The sequence below is a fragment of the Sporosarcina beigongshangi genome, assembly GCF_033485195.1.
In the GTDB taxonomy this organism is placed as follows: Bacteria; Bacillota; Bacilli; order Bacillales_A; family Planococcaceae; genus Sporosarcina; species Sporosarcina beigongshangi.
In genome coordinates, this window is the sequence record NZ_JAWLIR010000023.1 from 82,454 (window position 1) to 108,271 (window position 25,818).

22 protein-coding genes, 1 pseudogene and 1 other annotated feature are annotated in these 25,818 nt (G+C 42.6%); of the genes and pseudogenes, 20 read left to right on the forward strand and 3 right to left on the reverse strand.

Annotated elements, in window-relative coordinates; all coding sequences use genetic code 11:
* Positions 1-10 precede the first annotated feature (10 nt).
* The 3 genes from R2B77_RS11730 to R2B77_RS11740 all read left to right on the forward strand — a co-directional run bounded on the left by R2B77_RS11730 (position 11) and on the right by R2B77_RS11740 (position 2,448).
* Positions 11-1,273 (forward strand): MFS transporter, encoded by a 1,263-nt coding sequence (locus R2B77_RS11730; RefSeq protein ID WP_203248335.1) that lies wholly within the window; start codon positions 11-13, stop codon positions 1,271-1,273.
* Positions 1,274-1,345: 72 nt separating this feature from the next.
* Entirely contained in the window at positions 1,346-1,795 is a 450-nt protein-coding gene (locus tag R2B77_RS11735; RefSeq protein ID WP_203248336.1) for a GNAT family N-acetyltransferase, read from the forward strand.
* A 62-nt stretch (positions 1,796-1,857) separates the two neighbouring features.
* Positions 1,858-2,448 (forward strand): hypothetical protein, encoded by a 591-nt coding sequence (locus R2B77_RS11740; protein WP_203248337.1) that lies wholly within the window; start codon positions 1,858-1,860, stop codon positions 2,446-2,448.
* 746 nt (positions 2,449-3,194) lie between these two features.
* Here R2B77_RS11740 and R2B77_RS11745 read toward each other — a convergent pair.
* Positions 3,195-3,824 (reverse strand): CBS domain-containing protein, encoded by a 630-nt coding sequence (locus tag R2B77_RS11745; RefSeq protein ID WP_203248338.1) that lies wholly within the window; start codon positions 3,822-3,824, stop codon positions 3,195-3,197.
* Between the two features lie 114 nt (positions 3,825-3,938).
* On the opposite strand from R2B77_RS11745, the pseudogene R2B77_RS17990 reads away from it, so the two are divergent.
* The 3 genes and pseudogenes from R2B77_RS17990 to dacB form a co-directional block, all read left to right on the forward strand.
* Positions 3,939-4,028: pseudogene (locus tag R2B77_RS17990) on the forward strand (LytTR family transcriptional regulator); the annotation flags it as partial.
* Positions 4,029-4,702: 674 nt separating this feature from the next.
* Positions 4,703-6,412, forward strand: coding sequence for a methyl-accepting chemotaxis protein (locus R2B77_RS11750; protein ID WP_203248339.1), 1,710 nt, complete (start codon positions 4,703-4,705; stop codon positions 6,410-6,412).
* A 219-nt stretch (positions 6,413-6,631) separates the two neighbouring features.
* The gene (gene dacB / locus R2B77_RS11755; protein ID WP_203248340.1) at positions 6,632-8,050 is read left to right on the forward strand and encodes a D-alanyl-D-alanine carboxypeptidase/D-alanyl-D-alanine endopeptidase; all 1,419 of its coding nucleotides are present in this window, start codon (positions 6,632-6,634) and stop codon (positions 8,048-8,050) included.
* 54 nt (positions 8,051-8,104) lie between these two features.
* Here the strand turns inward: dacB and rluF are convergent, their stop codons facing one another.
* Positions 8,105-8,809 carry a 23S rRNA pseudouridine(2604) synthase RluF gene (gene rluF / locus R2B77_RS11760; protein WP_203248341.1) on the reverse strand — a complete coding sequence of 235 codons (705 nt, stop codon included), beginning with the start codon at positions 8,807-8,809 and terminating at the stop codon, positions 8,105-8,107.
* 312 nt (positions 8,810-9,121) lie between these two features.
* Positions 9,122-9,352, forward strand: a binding site (T-box leader).
* An 82-nt stretch (positions 9,353-9,434) separates the two neighbouring features.
* On the opposite strand from rluF, the gene trpE reads away from it, so the two are divergent.
* The 6 genes from trpE to trpA are packed head-to-tail and all read left to right on the forward strand — an operon-like array spanning position 9,435 to position 15,256.
* A complete protein-coding gene (trpE, locus tag R2B77_RS11765; protein WP_203248342.1) occupies positions 9,435-10,808 on the forward strand; it encodes an anthranilate synthase component I in 1,374 nt (457 codons plus the stop codon).
* Positions 10,809-10,847: 39 nt separating this feature from the next.
* Positions 10,848-11,879, forward strand: coding sequence for an anthranilate phosphoribosyltransferase (gene trpD, locus R2B77_RS11770; protein WP_203248343.1), 1,032 nt, complete (start codon positions 10,848-10,850; stop codon positions 11,877-11,879).
* Entirely contained in the window at positions 11,876-12,664 is a 789-nt protein-coding gene (trpC, locus tag R2B77_RS11775) for an indole-3-glycerol phosphate synthase TrpC (RefSeq protein WP_203248344.1), read from the forward strand. Before trpD ends, trpC begins: the two co-directional genes overlap by 4 nt.
* Positions 12,661-13,278: a phosphoribosylanthranilate isomerase gene (locus tag R2B77_RS11780; protein ID WP_203248345.1), complete on the forward strand. Its 618-nt coding sequence runs from the start codon at positions 12,661-12,663 to the stop codon at positions 13,276-13,278. The genes trpC and R2B77_RS11780 overlap by 4 nt, the downstream gene beginning before the upstream one ends.
* A complete protein-coding gene (trpB, locus tag R2B77_RS11785) occupies positions 13,278-14,471 on the forward strand; it encodes a tryptophan synthase subunit beta (RefSeq protein WP_203248346.1) in 1,194 nt (397 codons plus the stop codon). Before R2B77_RS11780 ends, trpB begins: the two co-directional genes overlap by 1 nt.
* Positions 14,468-15,256 (forward strand): tryptophan synthase subunit alpha, encoded by a 789-nt coding sequence (gene trpA, locus R2B77_RS11790; RefSeq protein WP_203248347.1) that lies wholly within the window; start codon positions 14,468-14,470, stop codon positions 15,254-15,256. Before trpB ends, trpA begins: the two co-directional genes overlap by 4 nt.
* Before the next feature lie 140 nt (positions 15,257-15,396).
* On the opposite strand, the gene R2B77_RS11795 is transcribed toward trpA, so the two are convergent.
* Complete coding sequence (locus R2B77_RS11795; RefSeq protein WP_203248348.1) at positions 15,397-16,230, reverse strand: aminoglycoside N(3)-acetyltransferase; 834 nt, start codon at positions 16,228-16,230, stop codon at positions 15,397-15,399.
* A 141-nt stretch (positions 16,231-16,371) separates the two neighbouring features.
* Between R2B77_RS11795 and R2B77_RS11800 the strand changes: the two genes are divergently transcribed.
* The 8 genes from R2B77_RS11800 (at position 16,372) to R2B77_RS11835 (ending at position 25,523) form a co-directional block, all read left to right on the forward strand.
* Complete coding sequence (locus tag R2B77_RS11800) at positions 16,372-17,346, forward strand: DUF4003 family protein (RefSeq protein ID WP_203248349.1); 975 nt, start codon at positions 16,372-16,374, stop codon at positions 17,344-17,346.
* Positions 17,347-17,649: 303 nt separating this feature from the next.
* A complete protein-coding gene (locus tag R2B77_RS11805; protein WP_203248350.1) occupies positions 17,650-18,666 on the forward strand; it encodes an ABC transporter ATP-binding protein in 1,017 nt (338 codons plus the stop codon).
* On the forward strand, positions 18,653-19,585 hold the full coding sequence (locus tag R2B77_RS11810; protein ID WP_203248351.1) for an ABC transporter ATP-binding protein: 933 nt from the start codon (positions 18,653-18,655) through the stop codon (positions 19,583-19,585). Before R2B77_RS11805 ends, R2B77_RS11810 begins: the two co-directional genes overlap by 14 nt.
* 5 nt (positions 19,586-19,590) lie before the next feature.
* A complete protein-coding gene (opp4B, locus tag R2B77_RS11815) occupies positions 19,591-20,556 on the forward strand; it encodes an oligopeptide ABC transporter permease (RefSeq protein ID WP_203248352.1) in 966 nt (321 codons plus the stop codon).
* Positions 20,557-20,591: 35 nt separating this feature from the next.
* Positions 20,592-21,494 carry an ABC transporter permease gene (locus tag R2B77_RS11820; RefSeq protein ID WP_212391716.1) on the forward strand — a complete coding sequence of 301 codons (903 nt, stop codon included), beginning with the start codon at positions 20,592-20,594 and terminating at the stop codon, positions 21,492-21,494.
* 18 nt (positions 21,495-21,512) lie between these two features.
* Positions 21,513-23,363 (forward strand): oligopeptide ABC transporter substrate-binding protein, encoded by a 1,851-nt coding sequence (opp4A, locus tag R2B77_RS11825; RefSeq protein WP_203248354.1) that lies wholly within the window; start codon positions 21,513-21,515, stop codon positions 23,361-23,363.
* Positions 23,364-23,580: 217 nt separating this feature from the next.
* Entirely contained in the window at positions 23,581-24,504 is a 924-nt protein-coding gene (locus tag R2B77_RS11830) for a S66 peptidase family protein (protein ID WP_203248355.1), read from the forward strand.
* Between the two features lie 110 nt (positions 24,505-24,614).
* Positions 24,615-25,523, forward strand: coding sequence for a C40 family peptidase (locus R2B77_RS11835; protein ID WP_203248356.1), 909 nt, complete (start codon positions 24,615-24,617; stop codon positions 25,521-25,523).
* The last annotated feature ends 295 nt before the right edge of the window (positions 25,524-25,818 follow it).

The following is a 25,818-nucleotide window of genomic DNA, read 5'->3' on the forward strand; positions in this document are numbered from 1 at the left end:
GGGTGTGGGCATGAAGAAGTATACGAAACAAGAGAATAGTTGGATTTTCTATGATTGGGCAAACTCGGCGTACTCCATCATTATTACGACGGCGGTTTTCCCATTGTATTATAAGGCGGTTGCGACAGATGCTGGCGTGAGTTTGTCGAATTCGACGGCGTATTTGGGCTACTCAGTTGCCATTGCGACATTCATATTGGCAATGATTGGGCCGATTTTAGGGGCAATTGCAGATTACGAAGGATTAAAGAAGAAGTTTTTCTTGTTTTTTTTCCTCATGGGGACAGTCTCGACAGTTTCATTGGCATTTGTTCCGGGGGATAATTGGTTGTGGTTATTAATTATCTACGTTATTACAGCAGTGGGTTTTCATGGTGCAAATATATTTTATGATGCATTTCTCATTGACGTTACGCCGGAAAAGCAGATGAACCATATATCTGCACGTGGTTTTGGTTTAGGGTATATCGGGAGCACAATTCCATTTATTATTAGTATTGCTATTATTCTATTGGCCCAAAAAGAACTGATTCCGCTTGCTGTGCCTACGGCGAGTAAGCTTGCTTTTGTCATTACGGCAATTTGGTGGTTTGTCTTTACAATTCCGATGCTGAAAAATGTGCATCAGCTTCATGGCGTGAAACGTGAGCCGAATATACTCGGTGGTAGTTTCAGACGTCTTGGTGGGACATTTAAAGAAATCCGTAAATATCGGACAGTGTTTTTATTCTTACTGGCTTATTTCTTTTATATCGATGGTGTTGGAACGATTATTAATATGTCAACGGCTTACGGAACTGATTTAGGGATTGACTCGACAAGTCTTCTTATTATTTTGTTTGTCACGCAAGTAGTGGCTGCGCCATTTTCGATTCTTTACGGTAAGTTAGCACAGAAGTTTACGGGGAAAAAGATGCTGTATGTTGGCATTTGTGTTTATATTATCGTTTGTATTTATGCGTATTTCATGAAAACAACGATGGATTTTTGGATATTGGCGATGCTTGTTGCAACGTCACAGGGCGGCATCCAGGCGCTTAGTCGTTCCTATTTTGCTAGAATTGTCCCGAAAGAAAAAGCAAATGAGTTTTTCGGCTTTTATAACATTTTCGGGAAATTTGCATCCGTCATGGGTCCTTTATTGGTAGCATTAACAACGCAGCTGACAGGAAGCTCCGCAAATGGTGTATTCAGCCTCGTTGTATTGTTCGTTATCGGGCTAGCTATACTTGCGAAGGTTCCAGAACCAGATGATAGAGTGAACGCTGCATAACGAGAAAAGCGAGGTGCACCGTGAGAGGTGTCCTCGCTTTTTGGTATGTGTTGAATAGGGAGGATGAATGACATGGTTAAAGAAATAGATATTACAGATCCAAAACTTGCTGAAGAGGTGTTAAGTGTTCAACTCCTTTCGTATCGGGTAGAGGCAGAATTGATTGATTTCTATGATATTCCACCGTTAAAGGATACGGTTAGTACATTGCAACGATGTGGAGAAACGTTCTATGGCTGTTATGTAGATGGAGAGTTGGGCGGAGTTACTTCAATAAAAGTAGAAGAGGGACTCATTGATATTCATCGGTTAATGGTGCATCCGAAACACTTTAGGAAAGGGATCGCTGGGAGGCTATTAGACTTTGTTGAAAACTGCGGAGAAGGTGATGAAACGCTGATTGTTTCAACAGGTTCTAAAAATGCACCAGCCATCTACTTCTATGAAAAACGGGGATTCATAAAAACTGGAGACACAAAAGTAATGGAAGGTTTATCAATCACTTCATTTGAAAAAAAATGAAATGACGTTATGCTGTGTAACTATTTAGAATTATTCACGTCTATTAATAGAGGTGGGATAATATGAGAAAAATTATACGTTTTACTTTGCTATTTGTTTTTGTGATGGTGTTAGCAGCGTGTTCTCAAACAGTGGACCCTTTAGAAGGAAAAGTGAGTCAACTTGAAGCGGATAAAGTAGTGTTATCGGAAAACCTAGATAATCAAGAAAACAAGATAGAAAAACTAACCCAAAATATTGCGGAGCTAGAAAAACAGATAGACGCCACTAAAAAGGAAAAAGATATTTTTCCGGGTATTAGTAATCTATCACGGGAATTTGTTCGTGCGCATACGTCGGGGGATAAAGAGAAACTACAGGAACTTTTGTCGGAGGACATCATTCTTGTGGATAGAGATAATGAGCTATTTGCAAAACATGGTGAGGATGAATATGAGTGGCTCTTATTTTCTCGTGAAAGAAAGGTTCAATTAGATGATTGGGTTATACAAGGGTATCAATATGATAGCGAAAATGACACATTTCATATTCATATAAGAGAGTTTTATGTAGATATAAATGGGGAGCCTGATAGCCCACCAACATTCTTAGGTTTATCTTTTAAAATGTTTAACAATGAATGGAAAATAATTAGTTTGGCATTTGACGTCTAAAAGCTCTTGAGTGGAAAAACTAGGTTTTAAGAACGAGGTGCATATGAGAAATAATATTAATGTATGGTCTTTTATACTTTCTCTATGTTGCATCCCTTTATTTTTTATTGCGGCAACGTCTACAAGTATTTTAAGCTTTTTTACCAAGGTCATAGGTATTCATCCTTTAGATATGGTCTTGGGTGTGACGGTGATAACATTTTTTCTTGGATTGATCGGTTTAAAGAATGTAAGGGAATGGAAGGCGATGGCTAGAAGTATATTTACTATTATTTTTACAATAGGTTTTTTAATAGTACTAATTTACATTATATTTACTGGTAGATTGCTTAGGTAGTTTTGTACAATTCAAATAGGGTGGGATAAATCGTGTCGAAGTATATTAGTATATTTTTCTTGGTTTTATTAGCGAGTGCATTTGTCTTTTTTCCGTTGGCTTTTATATTTGATGGAGGAAATTACGCCGAAACTGCCATTTATATATTCGGAACACTAATTGTTATATTGCTCTCATTTTTGATTTCACAGATGTATTATTTAATAAATTTAATCAAGAGTAAACGTTAGTTCAATTTTTTGTCATAATGGATGTTCCTCTCGGACAGTGTATAAACTGAGCGTAGGCTACCTTAGCGCCGAAGTGGGTTTGAAGAAAATGTTGATTTGGGCTTTTAAACGTTATTTAGAGTACAAAAAGGATAGATAAAGCGAAGCGCTTCGCCTTATCTATCCTTTTTCTTTTTCAATTACTTTTTTTCAATATGATCGATATGCAAAATTCTAAAACCATTCTTCTCCAGTTTGTCGCTTAGTTTCTCAATGTCCTCTTCTGTCTTTCCATCCTCAAGCGTAATCACAACTCTTCGTGCCAATACGGAACCATTATCCAATGTAAACATACCTTCGATATTTTCGCCACGTAGCGTTTTTGTTAATTTTTCAATCATGCCTTTTGCCTCGGTTGAAGAAATCGTAATATTAATACCACCTGTTTTCAGACCAAATGCATCCTCCAATACGCTTTCAACTTTGTTATGCGTTAGAATACCAATTAGTTTTCCATTTTCAACAACGCTTAGAAACGGTAAAGACTTAATATCAATCAACGCGTTTAAGAAAGAAGATCGTTCGGATATAAAAGCATCCTGGTGCATCAATAAATGCTCAACCGTCTTATTTTTATCACCGCTGTCTTCATAAATATATTCAATCAAATGTACTTTATAGATCATTCCTTTGTAATTCTCATTACTGTCCACAACGGGAATACATCGGTAGCCACTTTCTTTGATTTTCGTTAACACTTCCATAACGGTTTGCTTGTTATTCGCAACGACTACATCTTGTTTTGGTAAATATAAATCTCTGACTAGCATGTGACTTCCCCCTTTAAATTAACGAAATTTTTTGGATGTTATTATATACTATTATAGTAGAATGATTGACGGGTAGACAAGCTATTTCGGTATCCTCATCGACAATCGCTTATAAAGGCACTTCATCAACGGCAAAAAGTCTCGGAATTCATCAATCGGGATGTGTTTGGTGTTTTTTATCATGGGATGGTAGATGGCTTTTCGTGCACCCATAAAAAACTCGTTGCAGAATTTTGAGTTTTTATTACCGCGGGCTGCTACCGAAATGGAAGTGGATAGTCTTGCATTGGTTCTATTACCAATTTGATGGCATACGAATTTAGCATAGAATGGCCGTAATGCGAGATTACATTGCGGAGTTAGTTTAAGTGACTAAATAAGAGGGAGCTGGAACGAATTATCATCGTCCTGGCTCCTTTTTCATCTTAGAATAAGCTAGGTTCATATGCAATGAAGTAATAGATCACATAAAACCAGCTCAAGCAACCGTGAAGTATCGCCCATCCGATAGACTGATAGGCAGTGTACGAGATAATCATGGCAAGGCAAGATCCAAAACTAATACCTTTTTTAATCACGCTTATGGTTCTTTGGCTTTGATGCTCTTTTTTCTGCATTAAGGTTTCATCCTTCCCTAAAAATCGTACATTCTATAAAGTTTGATTACGAGCTAAAGTCATGGTTGAAAAAAGAATAATACATAGGTGTTTTACACTGTTGAAATCAATTCTGACATACTTGGCTAGCTTGTTAAAGATATATACATAATGCGGTTTTTCATTGAAATAAAATAAAAATCACTAAGAATTTAGGTAGGTTTGAGCAAGGATCAATCATGGGTAATGTCAAGTAAGATTCGAAAAGAAGGGGGAATAGAAATGGGCTTACGAAACGCAAAAATAGGTAAAAAGTTATTTATTTTAATATCTTTATCAGTCGTTATTTTTTTCTTAATCGGTGGGACTGGGTTTTATTATATGCAACAAATGAAGGGAAACTCAGAACAAATGTACCGGGATGCGCTACTTCCTATTAAATGGCAGTCTCAAATTCGTACAAATAGTCGGGCTGTCGATGGTTATACGTTGGAGATGCTGTTATCAATGGATATAAAGATGAAACAGGAATTGGAGACGTTGATTTCTGAACGAATCGAAGAGAGTAAGGAATTAGAAATTAATTTAGAAGAAAGTCTGTTATCTGCTACGGAAAAAGAAAAAATGGATCAATTTAGAGATGAATATGAACGCTATAAAGTTGAATTACAAAAAGTTATAGACCTAGCTTTGGAAGGGGAAAATGAAGTTGGTTATACAAAATACGAGAAAGAGCTTAAGGAATCATTAGAAGTTGCAAATACACTGATGCAAGATATTGAAGTCTATTTAGAAACATATGCAGATGAGTTGGATAGAAGTATTACAGCAAGTGTAAAAAGAAGTAACATGATCGTTATCATCGTTATTTTTATAGCACTTGTGTTAAAAGTTACATTAGGAATTGTCATTGCGCGTATGATTATTCATCCGCTGAAAGAGATTGAAACATTGATGGTCGAGGCTGAACATGGTGATTTAACGGTAGAAGGGAAGTACCGCTCAAAAGATGAGATTGGGGTTTTAATGACATCCTTTAATAGTATGGTGTCTAGGCTAAGGGAATTAATGATGCGAGTCAATAATACGTCAGAACAAGTGGCAGCCTCGTCCGAGCAATTGACCGCTAGTGCTGAAGAATCTACAAAGGCGAGTGAAGAGGTTGCCCAGACGATTCAAGGTGTAGCGCATGGTGCAGAGCGCCAGGTGGAAGAGACGAAGGAGAGTAAGAGAATCGTTGAAGAGATGACTGAAAGTATTCATTTAATTGCATCGAATACGCAGGAGATTTCTGCGAATGCGATTGAGACATCACAAAAAGCATTGGAAGGAAACGAAGCGATTCAATCGACTATTAAACAAATGGGATCTATTAATATGACAGTTTCTCAACTATCGAGTGTAGTAGAAGGATTAGGCGAACGGTCTCGAGAAATTGGCAATATTATCGAAGAAATTACGAATATCGCCACGCAGACCAATTTGTTAGCGTTAAATGCAGCGATTGAATCGGCGAGAGCAGGAGAGCACGGCAAAGGCTTTGCGGTTGTAGCAGATGAGGTTCGTAAATTAGCTGAACAATCGGCAGGCTCGGCTCAAACAATTGCCCAAATGATTGCTTTGATTCAAGAAGAAACGCAAGTTGCTGTACAATCGATGCAACAAGCAACAAATGAGGTTACGGGCGGTATAGAGGTTGTCAACAAAGCGGGCGAATCATTTGCACAAATCCGTACGTCTGTCGATGATGTAGCGAGTCAGTTGAAGAGTGTCTCAGCTACTGCTCAACAAATATCGGTTGGAGTTGATCGAGTACTTCAATCAGAGGAAACATTGGCGGGAATTGCTGAAGACGCAGCATCTAGCACACAAAATGTCGCAGCCTCTACTGAAGAACAGTTAGCCTCAATGGAAGAAATTGCAGCATCTGCGGAGTCACTGTCCCATCTGGCTGTCGATTTGCAGGAGCAAATTGAATTCTTTAAAGTGTAAAAGGATTGGAATCACAAGGAGTTGGGGCGATGTTATTATCGTTTCAACTCTTTTTTGTGGTTGGGGCTGGTGCTAATTCGGGCAGACTAAGTGAATACACAAGGAATGAACGGGGTGAATGTACTGAAGCAGAACCACTTTGGATACTTTGCACTTATTTTCAGCATAGCACTTACGCTATTGTGGTTTGACCAACGGAAAACGGAGGAGCTAGTTACCGTGTCGAACGAGATAATGCAGCCTAGCAGTAAAATCCACGACCTTAACCAATTTAGCGAACTTCACGACATTTTAAAGGATCCGAGACTACAAGGAGCGACGACCGCAATCAGTGTCCGCAATGCAGCAAGTGGAGAGTTGATTTACGAGCAATTTGGCGATACGCGGGTCCATCCGGCATCTGTTATGAAATTATTGACGGGGTCGGCGGCATTTGAAACACTTGGACAAGACCATATGTTCAAAACGGAATTGTACATGGATGGGGAAATCCGAGACGGTGTACTTCATGGCGATCTCTATTTACGGGGTCAAGGTGACCCAACGCTGACGAAAACAGATTTGATTGCGTTCGTATCTGAATTAAAAAAGAAAGGTGTGCGGGTCATCAACGGCAATGTATATGGGGACGACACATGGTATGACGATGTTAGGCTTTCACAAGATTTGAACTGGTCGGATGAGCTGGTTCATACAGGTGCACAAGTGTCGGCACTGACATTGTCTCCGAACAACGATTATGACGCGGGAACCGTCATTGTTGAAGTGAATCCGGCTAAAAAGTCAGGACAGGCGGGGAGGGTTAGTATGGCCCCTACGAATCGCTACATGACAATCGTTAATCATACGAAAACGGTAGCGAAGGATGAAAAGAAACACTTGACAGTTGAACGCGCGCATGGCTCGAATACAGTTATTGTTTCAGGAACGATTCCCGTTGGAGCGAAAAAAACACGCTCTTGGACTTCCGTTTGGGAGCCGACGAATTATACGGTCAGCCTCTTCAAGCAGACAATCGAAGAACGAGGCATCACATTTACCGCAACGCCAAAAATTGAACGCGGAACAATTCCTGAAGGGGCGACTTTATTGGCAGCGAAACAATCGATATCACTCAGTGAGCTGTTCATTCCATTCATGAAGTTGAGCAATAATGGACATGCCGAGGTGCTCGTCAAAGAGATGGGGCGAGTGGTTGGCGGCAAAGGCAGTTGGGGTAAAGGGCTTGCCGTCATGGACGCTACGCTTGCTGACATGGGGATTGATACGCCAACGCTACTACTGCGTGATGGATCAGGCATGTCGCATAAAAACCTTGTCACGGCGAATGAAGTGACCCATTTACTGTATGCAATCCAATCGAAATCGTGGTATCCTGCATTCCTGCATTCACTCCCGGTTGCCGGCAATGAGGAACGGTTTGTCGGCGGAACATTACGCAGTCGGATGAAAGGTACCGCGGCAGAAGGGAATGTCCGAGCTAAGACAGGTTCACTAAATGGTGTGGCAGCTTTGTCGGGGTATGTCGAAACGAAGAGTGGAGAAACGCTTATTTTTTCGATAATGGTTAATAATTATTTGAGTGACAGCATAAATGAGGTTTTGGATAAAATCGCCATTACGCTTGCGAATTATTAAGTAAACACAATAGAACAGCACCACACCGCAGATTTTAGGTGTAGTGCTGTTCTATTACCGTTTCGGCTTATAGTTCATCATGCTAAACATTTCTGCGAGTTCCTCTTGCGTCAAATCACGCCATTGTCCATTTGGCAAATTACCCAAATGGATATTAAGTATGCGTGTGCGCCGTAAGTTTTGAACATTGTAGCCGAGTGCAGAGCACATGCGGCGAATTTGGCGGTTCAGACCTTGGGTTAAGGTGATATTGAATTTGCGTGGGCCAAGTTGTTTTACTTTGCATGGTTTTGTTGTTGTGCCGAGTATGTTGACACCTGACTCCATTTTATCGATAAATGCTTTTGTGATGGGATGGTCGACGGTGACGATATATTCTTTTTCATGACCGTGTTCCTCGCGCAGTATTTCATTGACGATATCGCCATCGTTTGTTAGAAGAAGTAATCCATCCGAGTCTTTGTCGAGTCGTCCGATATGGAAAATGCGGAGGGGATGGTTGATGAAGTCTACGACATTTCCTTCGATATGGCGTTCCGTTGTACTGGTGATGCCAACCGGCTTATTAAGCGCGATATAGACGAGCTGTTGTTCCGTTTTAACGGGTTTCCCGTCGGCACGGACGTCGTCACCTTCCTGGACTTTACTGCCGAGCTCTGCTAGTTGCCCATTGATCGTAATACGTCCATCTTCAATCCATTTATCTGCACCGCGGCGGGAAACGATTCCCGCTTCGCTTAAATATTTATTAATTCTCATTGCTGTCACCCTATCCAGGAAAATTCTTTTCTCTATTGTAGCGCGTTGGCGGGGAATGTTCAAAATTAGGTGTGTGGGGATGAGAATTGGGTAGTAGTAAGATCCTGTTAAGCCAATATCATTTTGATACTAAACAAAACTTTTGAAGTGGTGGACCTAATTTCTTTCGGATACATAATTAATTCTGAAAAGGTTGACAACTAATCAATCGCGTACTAAGATAAGAATAACTTTTTTGTTCAAAGACGGGCAGGAGGTACCGAGAGCGGTGCCGCCCACGGATAGATGAGTCGAGATGAGAAGAGCATAGCTGAGAAATTGTTGAATAAGAAGAGTAGCATCGGTGCGCGATTTTAAGAGAGTCAGTGGGTGGTGTGAACTGATTCGCAGTCGATGTGAATGGACTTATGAGAGTTCCCTTGAATATGTTCAAGGGAGACGTATATCCCGCGTTAGGGGATGTGCCTTAGAGTTTAAGGCACGCTAAGTGGAGGCAGTTATGCTTCAATTAGAGGTGGCAACGCGGTTTATTCCGTCCTCTGCAATCGGACTTTTATGTCCTTTTGCAGAGGACTTTTTTTATTTCATAAAGAATTTAGAAACAGTTAAGGAGAGATGAGTTGAGATGAGTACAGGGCAGAAGAGTTTACGGACGACGATGAAGAAGTTGAATGGTGATTCGCTTACACCGATTTTGATTTTTAGAAAAATGCAGGGTAAGCGTAAGTTTTTACTGGAGAGCTCCTCGAAGCATGAAGGATCTGGGCGTTATTCGTTTCTAGGTATGGATCCGTTGAAGTGCTATAGCGGACGGGACGGCAGGATTGAAGAGCATGTCTACGCGACGGGTAAGAAATATAGCCATGAGGGCGATTTGTTTGTGCTGTTGAAACGCTTGATGCCGCAGATTACGGATGATATCGACTTTCCGTTTACGGGTGGAGCGGTTGGCTATGTCGGTTATGGGGCAGCGCGGGAAGGTGGCCGTCGTATAGAAGAGGATTTGGGATTCCCAGATGTCAACTTTAATGTCTACGAAACAATCATTGTGTTTGACCATGTGTTGAGCGAGGTGACGCTGTTGCATACGGAAATTAATGAGGTACAAAGCGTGCCCGATTTGGATGCGTTAGCAGAAAGTATGTTGGTGGGTCCGGAAAAGGAGGATTCTACTTTTGAAATCTCTGACTATACCAGTTCTGTAACGCAACAGCAGTTTGAAGATTTAGTTCGCGGGGCAAAAGGCTATATCGAAGACGGTGAAGTCGAGCAAGTTGTGTTGTCGAGAAGAATGGTAGCGGATTTCAAAGGAGATCCATTTTCACTGTATCGCAAGCTACGAAAGCGCAATCCATCTCCGTATATGTACTATATGGAATTCGATGATCATGTCGTGGTGGGGACATCGCCAGAAAGCCTGGTCCGTGTGTCGAATGGCAAAGTGATGACGAACCCGATTGCGGGGACACGGCGACGAGGTCAAGACAAGGCTGAAGATGTGGTACTTGAAAAAGAATTGCTGGCAGATCCAAAGGAGGTTTCGGAACACGATATGCTGGTGGAGCTGGGACGCCATGATTTGGAGAAAATATGTGTGGCAGACTCGGTTGCCGTTACGAGCTACATGGAAGTGGTGCGTTATGAGCATGTCATGCATTTAGTGTCTGAAGTAGAAGGAACCTTATCGCCAGTGCTTCATTCTTTAGATGCATTAAGTACATGTTTACCGGCGGGCACAGTAACAGGAACGCCGAAAACACGCGCGATGGAATTGATTGATGAATTAGAGCAAATGGATAGAGGCATTTATGGGGGGGCTATTGGTTATATCGGTTTTAATGGCAACATGGATTTTGCGTTAACGATTCGTACGATGATTGTACGGGATGGCAAAGCATATGTGCAGGCAGGTGCAGGCATTGTTGCAGCGTCAAATCCGACGGCAGAATACATGGAGACGGTCAATAAAGCCCGTTCGTTGTTAGAAGTTGTAAATTGAACTAGTCACCGAGTTTAGCTGAGTAGAGGAGAGATTGAGATGAGAGAGATTGTAAGCAAAGTTGAGTTGGGGAACCATTTGATGTATGAAGAAATGTTGGATGCTGCCAACCTAATTTTTGATGAACAGACGGATTCAAAGGATATTGTTGACTTCCTCGTAGCGTTGTCACGTAAAGGAGAGACAGCCCATGAGGTGGCGGCTCTTGCATTTGTGATGAAATCACACGCTGTTCAACTGTCCGTTCCTGAAGGTGTCTACATGGATAACTGTGGAACAGGTGGAGACGGTTTGAACAGCTTTAATATTAGTACAGCATCAGCCTTTGTATTAGCGGGCGCAGGTGCATTGGTTGCCAAGCACGGCAATCGAAAAATTTCCAGTGCGGCGGGCAGTTCTGATGTGCTAGAAGAACTCGGAATTCGTTCTGATTTCAGTAAGGAAGAAACGGCTGAATTGCTTCGCCAAGAAGGTATCACTTTCCTTCATGCGCCACAAGTTCATCCGAAAATGAAACGAATTGGCGCCATTCGACAACAAATTGGTAAGCCAACTATTTTCAATTTGGTCGGTCCTTTGACCAATCCGATTCCGTTGAAAACACAATTTACAGGCATTAATCGTCCAGATTTCACGATGGATTATGCAACGGTTTTACGAATGCTTGGTAGGGAACGCGCGATTGTCGTATCGGGTGCAGGTGGTATGGATGAGGCGTCGCTCGCAGGACAAAATATTTTCGTGCTACTGGATAAGGGAGATCTGATTCCGTTTTCATTAACTGCAGAGGATGTTGGATTGACATCCGCTCCTGCGTCAGCTATTCGTGGGGGAGATGCTAAAGAAAATGCAGCCATTATCCGTACTGTTTTTCAAGGGCAACGCGGTCCACATTTCGATACGATTGTCTTCAATGCCGGCATCGGTTTGTTTGCGAATGGGCAAGTAGGAACGATACAAGAAGGCGTTAAACTGGCGACGGATAGCATTATATCGGGCAGGGCGCTAGAAAAATTACAAGCAGTCGTAGCATTTAGCGAAAAAATTGGGGAAAGGACGATGGCGAAATGACTATTTTAGATAAAATTCTACAACAAAAGCAGCATGAAGTGCAGCAGTTGCTGACACAACAAACTATCCAACAAGTAAGCCGTCCATCACGTCCATCTTTATTCGACAAGTTATATCACTCAAAGCATTTGCAGGTCATTGCGGAAATGAAGCGTGCCTCTCCTTCGAAAGGGTTAATTGCTGAGGGTGCTGATCCTGTGGCACAAGCAATTATTTACGAAAAATCCGATGCAGCATGTATTTCAGTTCTAACAGATGCTCACTTCTTCCAGGGTTCATTTGAAGACTTGGCGGCCGTTGCGGATGCTGTTTCAATTCCGCTGCTTTGTAAGGACTTCATGATCCACACTGTACAGATTGATCAGGCGAAAAATGCGGGTGCCTCAGTAATTTTGCTTATTGTTGCGGCACTTACTGACGAAAAATTGTCCGAACTATATTCCTATGCTGTGGCAGCTGATCTCGAAGTGCTCGTAGAAGTGCATGACGAGATGGAATTGAAACGTGCGCTTGCACTAGATGCCAAGCTAATTGGTGTCAATAATCGTGATTTGCGTACATTTGAGGTGGATTTGCAGCGGACAGAAGAAATTGCAGCGCTGTTTCCATTCCATGAAAAGCGTGTCCTCATTAGTGAAAGCGGTATTTGGCAGGCAGAAGACGCATTACGCGTCTCGAAAGCTGGTGCCAACGCAGTGCTTGTTGGTGAATCATTGATGCGTAGTGACTCGGTCGCGGAGGCTATTCAGTCCTTACAAGTGGCTACGCAAGGGGTGGTTCGATGACGAAAGTAAAAATTTGCGGATTGATGGAGCAGGAGCATGTCAAAGTAGCTGTTGATGCAGGAACAGATGCGATTGGTTTCGTATTCGCTCCGAGTCGTCGACGCGTGACGATTGAGGAAGCGCAAAAGTTGGCGCATGATATCCCACCTGGGGTTCTAAAAATTGGCGTATTCGTCAATGCATCGGTTGAAGAAATCAAGGAAACGCATCGTCAAGTACCGCTCGATATTATCCAATTTCATGGAGATGAAAGCGCAGAATTCATCAAAAAAATCGGACTTCCTTCTATTAAAGTACTATCAGTTCACAGTGATGAAGATGTGAGGCGGGCGACACAATATGAAGCGGATTATTTTTTGTTTGATACACCTGGAACGGATTATAAGGGTGGCAGCGGCATGACCTTCGATTGGGCGCTCATGAACAATGTCGGCATACAGGCAGATCGGGTTATTCTAGCAGGCGGATTGAATGTGGAAAATGTAGGAGAAGCAATTCGAAAAGTACAGCCGTATATGGTGGACGTGTCGAGTGGCGTCGAAATTATGAAGCGAAAAGATAGCAACTTGATTCGTGCATTTATTCAAGCGGTTAGGGATGAGGGGCGATTGTGATGGTAAAGGAATTGAAGGCAGGACGGTACGGCAAATTTGGTGGGCAGTTTGTGCCGGAAACATTAATGACGGCGTTGCTGGAATTGGAGCAGGCGTATGACGAGGCAATCGCAGATCCAGCTTTCATGGATGAAGTGAATCATTATTTAACGGATTTTGTAGGACGGGAGACACCACTATATTTCGCGGAGAGACTGACGAAGCAGGCAGGTGGCGCCAAGATTTACTTGAAACGGGAAGACTTGAATCATACAGGTGCCCATAAAATTAATAATACCATCGGGCAGGCGTTGCTTGCCGTACGTATGGGCAAAAAGAAGATTGTGGCGGAAACGGGAGCTGGACAGCACGGAGTAGCGACAGCGACGGTTTGTGCATTGTTTGACCTCGAGTGTGTCATTTTCATGGGGGCAGAGGATATTCGCAGGCAGGAATTGAACGTTTTCCGAATGGAATTGCTCGGCGCGAAGGTCGTTTCGGTTGATAAAGGCAGCGGAACACTTAAGGATGCGGTCAATGACGCATTGCGTTACTGGGTGGCGAATGTGGAGGATACGCATTATATTTTGGGTTCAGCTTTAGGGCCACATCCTTTCCCGAAAATTGTCCGTGATTTCCAGCGTGTGATTGGTGTGGAAACGAGAAGACAAATTATAGAGAAAGCAGGTCGTCTGCCAGATGCAGTTGTAGCGTGTATTGGCGGGGGGAGCAATGCGATTGGTATGTTCCATCCATTTTTGGACGATGAAAAAGTAGCGTTGTATGGAGTGGAAGCGGCAGGCAGTGGACTGGAAACAGGGCTTCATGCGGCAGCGATTGCGGATGGCAAAGAAGGGGTTTTGCATGGAGCGTATATGTATATTCTGCAGGATGAGGATGGATTTATACAGGAAGCGCATTCGATTTCCGCGGGGCTCGATTATCCAGCTGTGGGTCCTGAGCATTGTCATTTGCATGATATTGGACGCGTGAAGTATACCGCGGTCACGGATGCAGGTGCATTGGAAGGCTTACAGCTGCTGTCAAAGTTGGAGGGAATTATTCCTGCCTTGGAAAGTGCACATGCTGTGCAATATGCGGTTGAGCTAGCAGGACAAATGAGTGAGGAAGAAATACTCGTCATTTGTCTATCGGGACGTGGTGACAAAGACGTTCAAACAGTGCGCGATGCTTTGGGAGGTGGAGCGAAATGACGAAAACGATTCTATCGGATGCCATCAATGCTTGTGTCGAGCGTGGAAATAAAGCGTTTGTTCCGTATATTATGGCGGGAGACGGTGGACTTACGGCTTTGAAGGAGCAGATTTTATTCCTCCAGGAAGCAGGCGTGACGGCGATTGAGCTTGGTATTCCGTTTTCTGATCCAGTGGCGGATGGGCCAGTCATTCAAGAGGCGGGAGAACGGGCACTCAGCTCTGGAGTAACGCTCCGCAAGGTGTTGAAAGAACTTACTTTGTTTATCGATGAAGTGACAGTTCCGTTAGTCATCATGAGCTATTTGAATCCAATTTTAAGCTATGGAATTCCTGAATTCGTCAAGGATTGTAGCAACAGCGGTGTTCGTGGACTTATCATTCCGGATTTACCACTCGAGGAAAGTGATTTGCTACAGGATGCACTGGAAAACTCCGACATTGCGCTTATTCAACTTGTATCGTTGACGAGTCCACCGGAGAGGATACAGAAAATTACAGCCGTGGGCGAAGGTTTTATTTATGCAGTGACGGTCAATGGCATTACGGGTGTTAGAGACGGCTTCAGTGATGATCTTCAAGCTCATTTAGAAAAATTAAAAGCAGTAAGTCCGGTCCCGGTGCTGGCTGGGTTTGGTATTTCGACACCTGAACAGGTTCAGTCGATTGGTGCTTTTGCCGACGGCGTTATTGTAGGAAGTGCCATTGTAGATGCTTTTCACCGTGGTGATTTACCAACTGTAGCAGCTTTGGTGAAGGCGGCAGAAAAAGAAATTTATAGTTGATAGTGCGCCTCTCCGTATATGGAGAGGCGTTTCTTATTGGGAATAATTTGAGCGTAGCTGTGTTTTCGTTCGATGTAGCCCAGTTTGTCAAAAAGGTAGTCGAGTTCACTCCCTGTGTAACTCACAGTTCCCACTCGACTTTAACCTTCAACTGCAGCATCTGCCATTCTTTTCTTCGCAATCCAATCCGTTCCGAATTCAATCAGTGGTGTCATCGGCATAATTTTGCAGGTGGCAAGTCCTAGTAAACCCTCGATACCTACTTCAGGATTTACCTCCGTGAACGCCTCGACAAGATTTGGGAAAAAGTCTGAGTCCAAATGCGCCATGTCGTAGGTAGCCCAGACCCGTTCGCCATTTAGCAACACAGCCGCGCCATCAGGGGAAGTCGTTAGCCCGGGTGCACGATATTCGGCTAGATGAAGGGCGGTACAAGTATCGTAATCGACACCAATCATCACAATTTTTACATCCGTGCCAAACATCTTCCCGAGTGGAGAAGTCATCCCGAACGAGTCATGTAAGAAATGCCCGTTCATCCAGTCTTTTGCGTGTTGGCCCCACGCCATAAAGGAGTGGGTAGGGTGAGCACTTCGAATGGTTGCGGGATGACGGTGGAAGCACTCTGCGATTTTTCCCATACCGCGTAAAGATGAAAGATGTGGATCATAGGCTGGAAGAGATTGGCGGATGTGCTCATACCACTCTTCTGGAACAGGAGGGTTTTTCCAATTAGACGGCTCTGAATTATCAGCGGATTGCGCGGGCATAATGATTGTTCCGTCGGAAGTGACTGTTTCCATCAATGCTTCAACGACAGTCTGCGCGCCTCCGGCAATCCAGCCCATCGACTGGAGTGAAGCGTGAACGATGATGTTATCACCTGCCTGAATCCCAAGTGTTTGAAGCTGTTGTTGTAACATCGCTTTCGATTGGAAAGAATGTGTACGTTGAATTGTTTTGAGCTCGCTCATTCTAACATCATCCTATTCATTTAAAGTATCGTTAGCATAGCAATTATCACTGCATTCGCCAAGAGAAATTTGAATATCCAAGGATTCTAGTTGAAACTTTTTTCTCTGTGAGCCGTACATATATAAAAGGAGTTGGTCCGATTGGATGCGTATGTGATTAGGCAGGATGTCGAAACGACATATGACAAAGTGAAATCATTGGCAGGTTGGTCGGTAGATAAGGCTGTTGTACTGACAATTACATCGTATTACGTCACGTCCGAGCGCGAATTCGATGCGGTTAGCTTAAACCGAACGATGGATGCACTGAAAAGTAGGACGGGCTGGCTTTCTCCGTTACGTGGCAATCTTCTTCCTATGATGGCCGCATTTCTCAATCAACCCGGAACCGTGATAGACGAAGAGGTAGATCGTTTATTTGCGAAGCAGCAAGTATTAAAGGGTGTCGGTTTTCGCAACACCATCCATTCGTATTTGGCAGCACTTCTGATGACAAACGACCAAGACCTCTATGACACTGAAGCAAGGCAAGCTAAGAAGCTATACGATGCTATGAAAAAGCAACATTTCTTTCTGACGTCTGACGATGATTATGCTTATGCAGTATTGCTCGGCAAAAGAGGTGCTAATCCGGTTGAACATGCCAGGTCGATGCGAACCTATTACGATGCTTTGCGTACGGAAGGATTCCGTTCAGGCAATGAACTACAATGGTTATCGCAGGTTATGACGTATGTACACAATGAATTTAATCCAATGCTTGTATCCCGTGCGGTAGAGGTACTTGCTTTTTTCAAGCAAGAAACTAAGGTACGCCCTGTTCATTATCCGATGATTGGTTTTCTGACTGTATTTGAAGTTGCGGATACTGAACTAAAAAATATCGTTGAATTGACGAAGGCGTTGGAAGAATCTAAGTTATTTAGATGGAATCGTGAGATGGCCTTGTCGATTGGAATTGGCTACAGCATGCATGAATTAACGGAAAATGTAGATGAGGCAATGGTTAGCCTTGCAACATCTGTGGAATTGATTTTACAGGCGCAACAAGCTGTGATGGCTGCGACAATGGCGGCTATGGCAGCATCATCTGCAACTAACTCAACAAATGGATAGATGTTATATCCCAAAACAGGCGAGTGGATTCCTTTTCAAATCGAAAAGGAGTCTTTTTTTGTGCCTCAAAATAAAAAATTAATTTATTTTCCGAAGTATTATTTGAATTATTACGGTTTGTGAAACGCTTTCATGGCAAGGTTTGTAACCGGTTTGTCATATATGAAATATTTTATGAATTTGGTATTCTACAAAAACAGTGTTGTCATACAAGAATTTGTATAGTATATTGGGGCAAATGATTTAATCAGAAAATTTGCTATTAACAGTTTGTGGTTAACGTAATGCAAGGAGGAAGTCATCTTGGGAAACCCAGTATTGGAAATTGAAAATCTCCGCACATCATTTCGGATTAAAGATGACTATTATGCGGCGGTTGACGGCGTATCGTTAACGGTTGAAAAAAATGAGCTATTGGCAATCGTTGGAGAATCAGGTTGTGGGAAAAGTGCATTGGCTTTCTCGATAATGGGTCTGCATAACAAGGCGAAAGTCGAAGGGAATATCCATTTCAAAAATCATAACATTGCGAATATCTCACCCGCTAAATTGAATAAATTGCGTGGTAAGGAAATGGGCATGATTTTTCAAGATTCACTTTCCGCATTGAACCCATTAATGATTATCGGTGAGCAGATTGGTGAAATTATTTATATTCACAATCCGAAGCTTTCGAAAAAGGATCGGAAAGAGCGAGTCATCAGCTTGTTACAAAAGGTTGGAATTGTCCGTCCGGAATTTACGTATGACCAATTTCCCCATGAACTATCAGGTGGAATGAGGCAGCGGGTTGTCATTGCAATGGCGATTGCCAATGAGCCAGAGTTGCTCATTGCAGATGAGCCGACGACTGCATTGGATGTCACGATTCAATCGCAAATTCTTGATTTGTTGAAGGAGTTAAAAGAGGACAGTCAGGCGGGAATTATTCTGATTACACATGACTTAGCAGTTGTTGCTGAAATGGCAGACCGTGTAGCGGTAATGTACGCAGGACAGATTGTTGAACTGGCAGATGTTTATACATTATTCGAAAATCCTCTACATCCCTATACAAGGTCATTGTTGAACTCTGTTCCACATGCGAATGAAATACAATCTGAACTCCATGTCATTGAGGGGATTGTTCCTTCCTTGCAGAAGCTGGAACGTGAAGGTTGTCGATTTAGTCCGAGAATTCCATGGATTGATAGCTCAGCTCATGAAAAAAATCCGGTTTTACATGAAGTCAGTCCAGGTCATTTTGTACGTTGTACTTGTTATCAGCATTTTAGCTTCCCTGAAAACAGCAAGGAGGATCATCACCATGTCGTTTCTTGAAGTCAAAGATTTAAAAGTCCACTTCCCTATTCATGGTGGCATACTTGGCAGGACTGTCGACCACGTTCGGGCAGTTGACGGTGTGTCGTTCTCGATTGAAAAGGGGAAAACCTATGGGCTTGTTGGTGAATCGGGATCTGGAAAAACAACGACTGGACGGGCAATCATCGGGTTGAATAAAATAACTTCGGGCAAGGTACTTTTTGAAGGACAGGATATTACAGATTTACGTCGTTCAAAAATGGATGCACGCCGTGATATCCAGATGATATTCCAGGATCCTTATTCTACGTTGAATCCTAAAAAACGTGTATTTGATATTGTTTCCGAGCCACTTCGAAACTATGAAAACCTATCAAAAGGTGAAGAAAAGAAGCGAGTCCAAGAGTTGTTGGAACTGGTTGGGTTAAGTCCCGAAAGTATACATAAATATCCGCATGAATTTTCGGGCGGGCAACGCCAACGGATTGGAATTGCTCGGGCAGTTGCTTTAAAACCAAAACTAATTATTGCGGATGAGCCTGTTTCAGCTCTCGATGTATCTGTTCAAGCGCAGGTTTTGAATTTTATGCAGGAGATTCAGAAGGAATTAGGTCTAACATATCTTTTCATCAGTCACGACCTTGGAATTATTAGGCATATGTGTGACCGCATCGGCATTATGTATAAGGGACGCTATGTTGAGGAAGGCACACCAGATGATATCTTCAACGATCCACAGCATATTTACTCAAAACGGCTTGTTGCGGCGATTCCCGATATTGACCCTCGGAAACGTGCGCAACAATCACAGTTCCGCCAACAAGTAAAACAAGAGTATGAGCAGTCCTATAACGATTATTTCGATGACTTGGGCTTGGCCTATAACTTACAGCCGGTATCGGACACACATTTAGTGGCTTTGCCTGGGAGAGGGTGAATAGTATGTGGAAATTCACTGTACGTCGAATTGGAATTATGATTCCACAAATAGCGTTGCTAAGTATTTTGGTCTTTATAATGGCAAAAATGATGCCTGGGGATGCGTTAAGTGGTTTGATTGATCCGAGTATTGATCCAGCTGCGATGGAAGCTCAGCGCGTAAGGCTGGGGTTGGATAATCCTTGGTATGTCCAATATATGGATTGGATTAAAGGAATCGTGCTAGACGGAAGTTTTGGACAATCGTTTCGTTTTAAAATGCCAGTTACTGAATTAATTGCTCAACGAATGACCAATACATTTTGGTTGTCACTTATGACATTATTCTTGACGTATTTGATCGCAATTCCTCTTGGGATTACGAGTGGTCGTTTTAATGATACATGGGGTGACCGTTTAATAACGGGTTATACGTACTTAGGATTTGCTGCTCCATTATTCATATTTGCATTAGTGATGCTTTGGATATTTGGTTTTAATCTTGGTTGGTTCCCTACTGGAGGGAGTGTAAAGCCTGGTCTTACACCAGGGACATTCGAATATGTTGTAAGTAAACTTCAGCACTTAATGCTGCCTTCCTTGTCAATGGCACTGATTGCAACGGTTTCGACCGTTCAGTATTTACGCAGTGAAATTATTGATACAAAACAGAAGGAATTTGTTGTCACTGCGAGGGCAAAGGGTGCATCTGAATCTCGTGTTTATAACCGCCATATTTTACGGAATTCCTTGTTGCCAATTGCTGCATTCTTTGGCTATGAAATTACGGGTTTAATTGGCGGGACGGTCTTTATTGAAAGTATCTTTGGATATCCAGGGATGGGCCGGCTATTTTTGGAATCTATTACATTACGCGATTTTAGCGTAGTGACCGCCGTGGTTATCATATTTGGGGTTGCTGCGATTTTAGGTGCATTGCTCTCGGATATTATCTTAAGTATTGTGGACCCACGTATTCGCATAAAATAAGAACTCGATAGACTTTGAGGTGATTAAGGTTGGAAATGAAAATTGCTCAATTACCTGATAATACCCATAGTGATGATAGAAGTCCATCTGGTTGGCATATAATTTGGCGTGAAATTGTCCGCGATAAATTAGCCTTTGTGTCATTGGTTTTTCTTATACTGATTATGGCGTTCGTTTATGGTATATCGCTATTTTTAGATCAAAGTGAAATTGTTAAAGTTGATTTGTTCTCTATTCACAAGCCTCCATCCGAGCAGTTTTGGCTGGGGACGGATCATGGTGGGCGCGATGTTTTCGGACAATTGATTATAGGGACGCGGAATTCACTGACGATTGGGATTCTCGTGACAGTCATGACAGGCGTCATCGGGATTTTGGTTGGTTTGATCTCGGGGTATTATGGCGGGAAGGTCGATAATGTTTTAATGCGAACAGTAGACTTTTTCATGATTTTACCGTTCTTGATGATTGTTATTGTATTTGTATCTGTTATGCCAAAATATTCGATTTTGTCATTCTCCTTGATCATGACGGCCTTTTTGTGGATGGGAAAAGCAAGGTTAATAAGATCGAAAGCATTGCAGGAAAGAGAGCTGGACTATGTTCAAGCTTCCAAGACACTTGGTTCCTCGAATTTTAAAATTATGTTTTCGCAAGTGCTGCCTAATTTAAGCTCCATTATTATTGTTTCTATGACTTTGAATTTAGCAGCAAATATTGGATTGGAATCAGGCCTATCGTTTTTAGGATTTGGTTTTCCTGAAAGCACACCGAGTCTCGGGACACTCGTTAGTTATGCAAGAAACCCGCAAACGTTGGAATTTAGATGGTGGATTTGGTTGCCTGCATCTTTACTAATTTTAGTACTGATGTTGAGTATAAATAATGTCGGTCAAGCGTTAAAACGTGCGACTGACGCAAGGCAAAGAAGAGGATAAGAAAGGGGAGAGATTGATATGGTAGGGAAGAAAAGTGCAAGTAAAATTTTGTTCGCAATGCTACTTGTTTTGCTGCTCGCTTTAGCTGCGTGCAATAAGACTGATGATGCAAAGCCAGCAGATTCAGGTGACAAGCCGGCAGATACGCCGAAAGAAGAGGAGAAAGAAAAAGAAGAGGATAGCGGCGAAAAACTCTATTCAATTGATGATTTCAGTAACATTAAAACAAATGAGGGAACAGCAATCGAAGGTGGTTCATTTACATTTGGACTCGTTTCCGATACTGCATTTGAAGGAACGTTGAACTTTAACTTCTATTCAGGTAATCCTGATGCACAAGTTCTTCAGTGGTTTGACGAAGGATTCTTAACATGGGATGAAAACTACGTGTACACAAATGATGGTGCTGCAACGTATGAAACATCCGAAGACAACAGAACATTCACATTCACGATTAAAGACAATGTTAACTGGCATGATGGTCAGCCGGTTACAGCTGAAGACTGGTTATTTGCGCACCAAGTTATAGCACATCCTGAATATGATGGTCCGCGTGCTGGAGATGTAACGAACATTGAAGGTATGGATGAATATATTGCTGGTACAGCAGATACGATTTCTGGTATTGAAGTTGTGAGTGATAAAATATTGAAAATTACGTATAAAGAAGCAACGCCGTCGTTGATCACAGGTGGAATTTGGACGTATCCACTTGCGAAGCATATCTTTGGAGATATGGCGGTAAAAGACATTTCTTCTTCTCCAGAAGTACGTCAAAATCCAATTGGTTTTGGTCCGTTTAAAGTAGACACAATTACTCCTGGTGAATCTGTTACATTTACGAAGAACGAAGACTACTGGCGTGGTGCTCCAAAGCTTGACACAGTTACATTAAAAGTTATCAATCCGAACGTTGTTGTGCAAGCGTTGAAAAAAGGTGAAGTAGACACAGTGAGTGACTTCCCAGTTACTCAATACCCAGACAATGCTGACATGTCAAACGTCGAATTCCTTGGTGCAATTGACCGTGCGTATTCGTATGTTGGATTTAAACTAGGTACTTGGGATGCTGAAAATAAAGTTGTAAAATATGATCCGACGAAGAAAATGGCAGATAAAAATCTTCGTAAAGCAATGTGGCACGCTGTAGATAATAATGCAGTAGGTGATAGATTCTATCACGGGCTACGTTGGGCAGCAACAACTCTAATCCCACCGTCCCACCCAGAGTTCCACGATGCAACAAACCCAGGCGCTGCGTATGATCCTGAGTTAGCAAAACAAATTCTAGAAGATGCTGGATACAAAGATGTTGATGGTGATGGTATCCGTGAAGATAAAGATGGTAACCCATTAGTAATGTCTTATGCTTCTATGTCAGGTGATGATATTGCTGAGCCATTGGCGCAGTATTATATCCAAGCATGGGAAGCTGTAGGCTTGAAAGTAGAACTATTAGATGGCCGTTTACATGAGTTCAATAGCTTCTATGATCGCGTAGGTAACAAAGGTAATGACGATCCAGCTGTTGATATTTATGCAGGTGCTTGGGGTGTAGGTATTGACGTAGATCCAAACGGATTGTACGCTAACAATGCTTTGTATAACTTCTCACGTTGGGAAAACGAGGAAAATGCTAGTTTACTAGCGGCAGGTATTTCTGAAGAAGCATTTGACGTAGAAAAGCGTAAAGCAATCTACAATGAGTGGCAACAACTGATGGTTGAAGAAGTTCCCGTGTTCCCGACGCTATACCGTTCACTAGTTGTACCGGTTAATAATCGCGTACAAAACTATGCGATTGGTGATGGAACAGGTCTATATTTAAATGATATTCAAGTAACTGCTGATGCACCGATTGCTGAATAATAAGTTTTTATAAAATCTGTGGGGGGAGTATTTCCCTCACAGATTTTTATTTTTATTTAGCAAATTCGATTGAATGGAAAGCGAAGCGTCAGCCTCCAGCGGACGTAACAGATTTTAGTGTTGGCATAATGATGTGTGCATGTTGCGTATGATAAACTTAAGATGGCTAAGTTATCATAAGAAATACGATTTGTCATATAGAGGGGAAGAGAAGATAGTGAAAATACGACCACAGCGTTTACAACAAGGGGATACGATTGGTATTATTGCGCCGGCAGGTCCGCCGAATCAAGAAAGATTAAATCGTTCGTTGGCATTTTTGGAGAGTTTAGGGTTGCAATGGCGATTTGGCAACAGCGTGAAAAATGTGAACGGTTATCTAGCTGGAACGGATGAGGAACGTTTGAATGATTTGCAAGATATGTTCGCCGATCCAACGATTAAAGGGATTTTTTGTGCAAGAGGAGGTTACGGTTCAGCGCGCTTTGCCGATAAAATTGATTATCAACTGATGCGGGAAAATCCGAAAGTATTTTGGGGATTTAGTGATATTATATTTTTGCATACTGCGATGGGATTGTATTCTAATCTTGTGACGTTCCATGGCCCAATGCTGGCGACGAATGTTGCGAAAGACTCGTTCCATGAATTGTCTGCGAAAATGTTTCAACAGTTATTTGAGCCAATTGAACTTCATTACACAGAAGCGATTGGACCCCTTGAGACAGTATCTGGTGGTATAGCACAAGGTGAAGTAGTTGGTGGAAATTTGTCTTTATTGGCAAGTGGCATTGGTACGAAATTTGAAGTGGATACGAAAGGTAAATTGCTGCTGGTGGAGGATGTGGGTGTGGAGCCCTATGAAGTTGACCGTTTGTTCAATCAGCTGCGATTGGCGGGTAAATTAGAGGCTGCAGCAGGATTTATGATTGGTGATTTTGCGGATGCCGCACCACAAGATCAGGACGAATCACTAACACTTGATGACGTCATTGACCATTATTTGCGAGACCTTGGTAAGCCGGTTGTGAAAGGGTTCAAAATCGGTCATTGCGAGCCGCATTTTGCGATACCACTTGGTGTGGAGGCAAGGCTCGACGCGGATAATCGGACGTTGACCATTTTGCCAGGCGTAGAGTGATAAGTAATAGGCGGAGTGAATTTTATCGATTACTGATTAGCTTTTGACAGCTGATTGAAACTGGCTTTACGGCACTGGTATGAGGGTTCATTGAGAGGAGAGCGGAGAAAGTGAACACGTGGTATTGTGCGGTCCCGGTAGCGACAGTGTGGACGTCACCTGAATCATCGCGAACGATTGACCAGGCAGGGACAGGGAATCCAGTTCAATTAACAAAATGGCTGGAGCAGCTGACATTTGAAGTACGGCTAGACCTGTTTGAAGGAAATCGTGTACAGACACAGCTGTTATATGGCGAGCCGGTTATTGTCGAAGGTATTCACGGAGATTGGGCGAAAATCATTGCTGTTTGGCAGCCGTCGAAAAAGGATGTACGTGGTTATCCGGGATGGGTGCCACTTGTGCAATTGAAGGAAGCGAAACCCATTCATGCGCAAGGATTTGCCAAAGTGATAGCTGGGAAAGCGCAGCTCTGGCATACAGATGGCTCACCAACTAGCGTGATTGCATTCAATACAGTGTTGCCTTATAAGGATGAAGCAGGTGAGTATGTGTGTGTAAGTACACCAGACGGCGATGCGTTGTTGTCGAAGCATGATGTGGAGATAGCACCGTCCATTCACCGATTTCCTAAAAGGTCCGCGGCCGAAGCGGTACATAAGGGTTTTGCTTTCCTCGATCTACCCTATTTTTGGGGCGGGACATCTTCATACGGCTATGACTGCTCCGGTTTCACCTACAATATGTTGAGGGCTTGTGGCTATATAATTGCGCGAGATGCTAGTGATCAAGTGTGTGGAGGCAAGGGAATTCCGATGGATAATCCAGCATGTTGGGTAAAGGGAGATCTTCTTTTTTTCGCTGATGAAGGACAAGGAGATGTTCGACACGTCGGGTTTTACGCGGGAAATGGCCTATTGCTGCATTCACATTGCACGGGGAAATCAGTGGAAGTGATTAAGCTAAAAGGATCGAGCCTAGAGAGTAATCTTTGTGCAGTTCGCCGTTATGAAATATGATTTTTTGAAGCCATTTCCAGCATATAGAGATGGCTTTTTTTGTTTGAAAAATTTCGCTTATGGGTAGATTAATAAAGTATGAATCCATAAAATTAGTGTCTTTATTTATTTGTAACTTCGCCTCGAATTGTTGGAATGTTGAAGAAACAAATGAAATACTTTATAATTAGATAGTCAACGACAACCTCCGACATCATTCGACAAAAAACTTCTTCCGCCCACTGTAAATGGGCCCCAACCGATGGGACGCTCGTCCTACGCTGTATGTTCTTGCAGTAATTATAAAACACAAAGA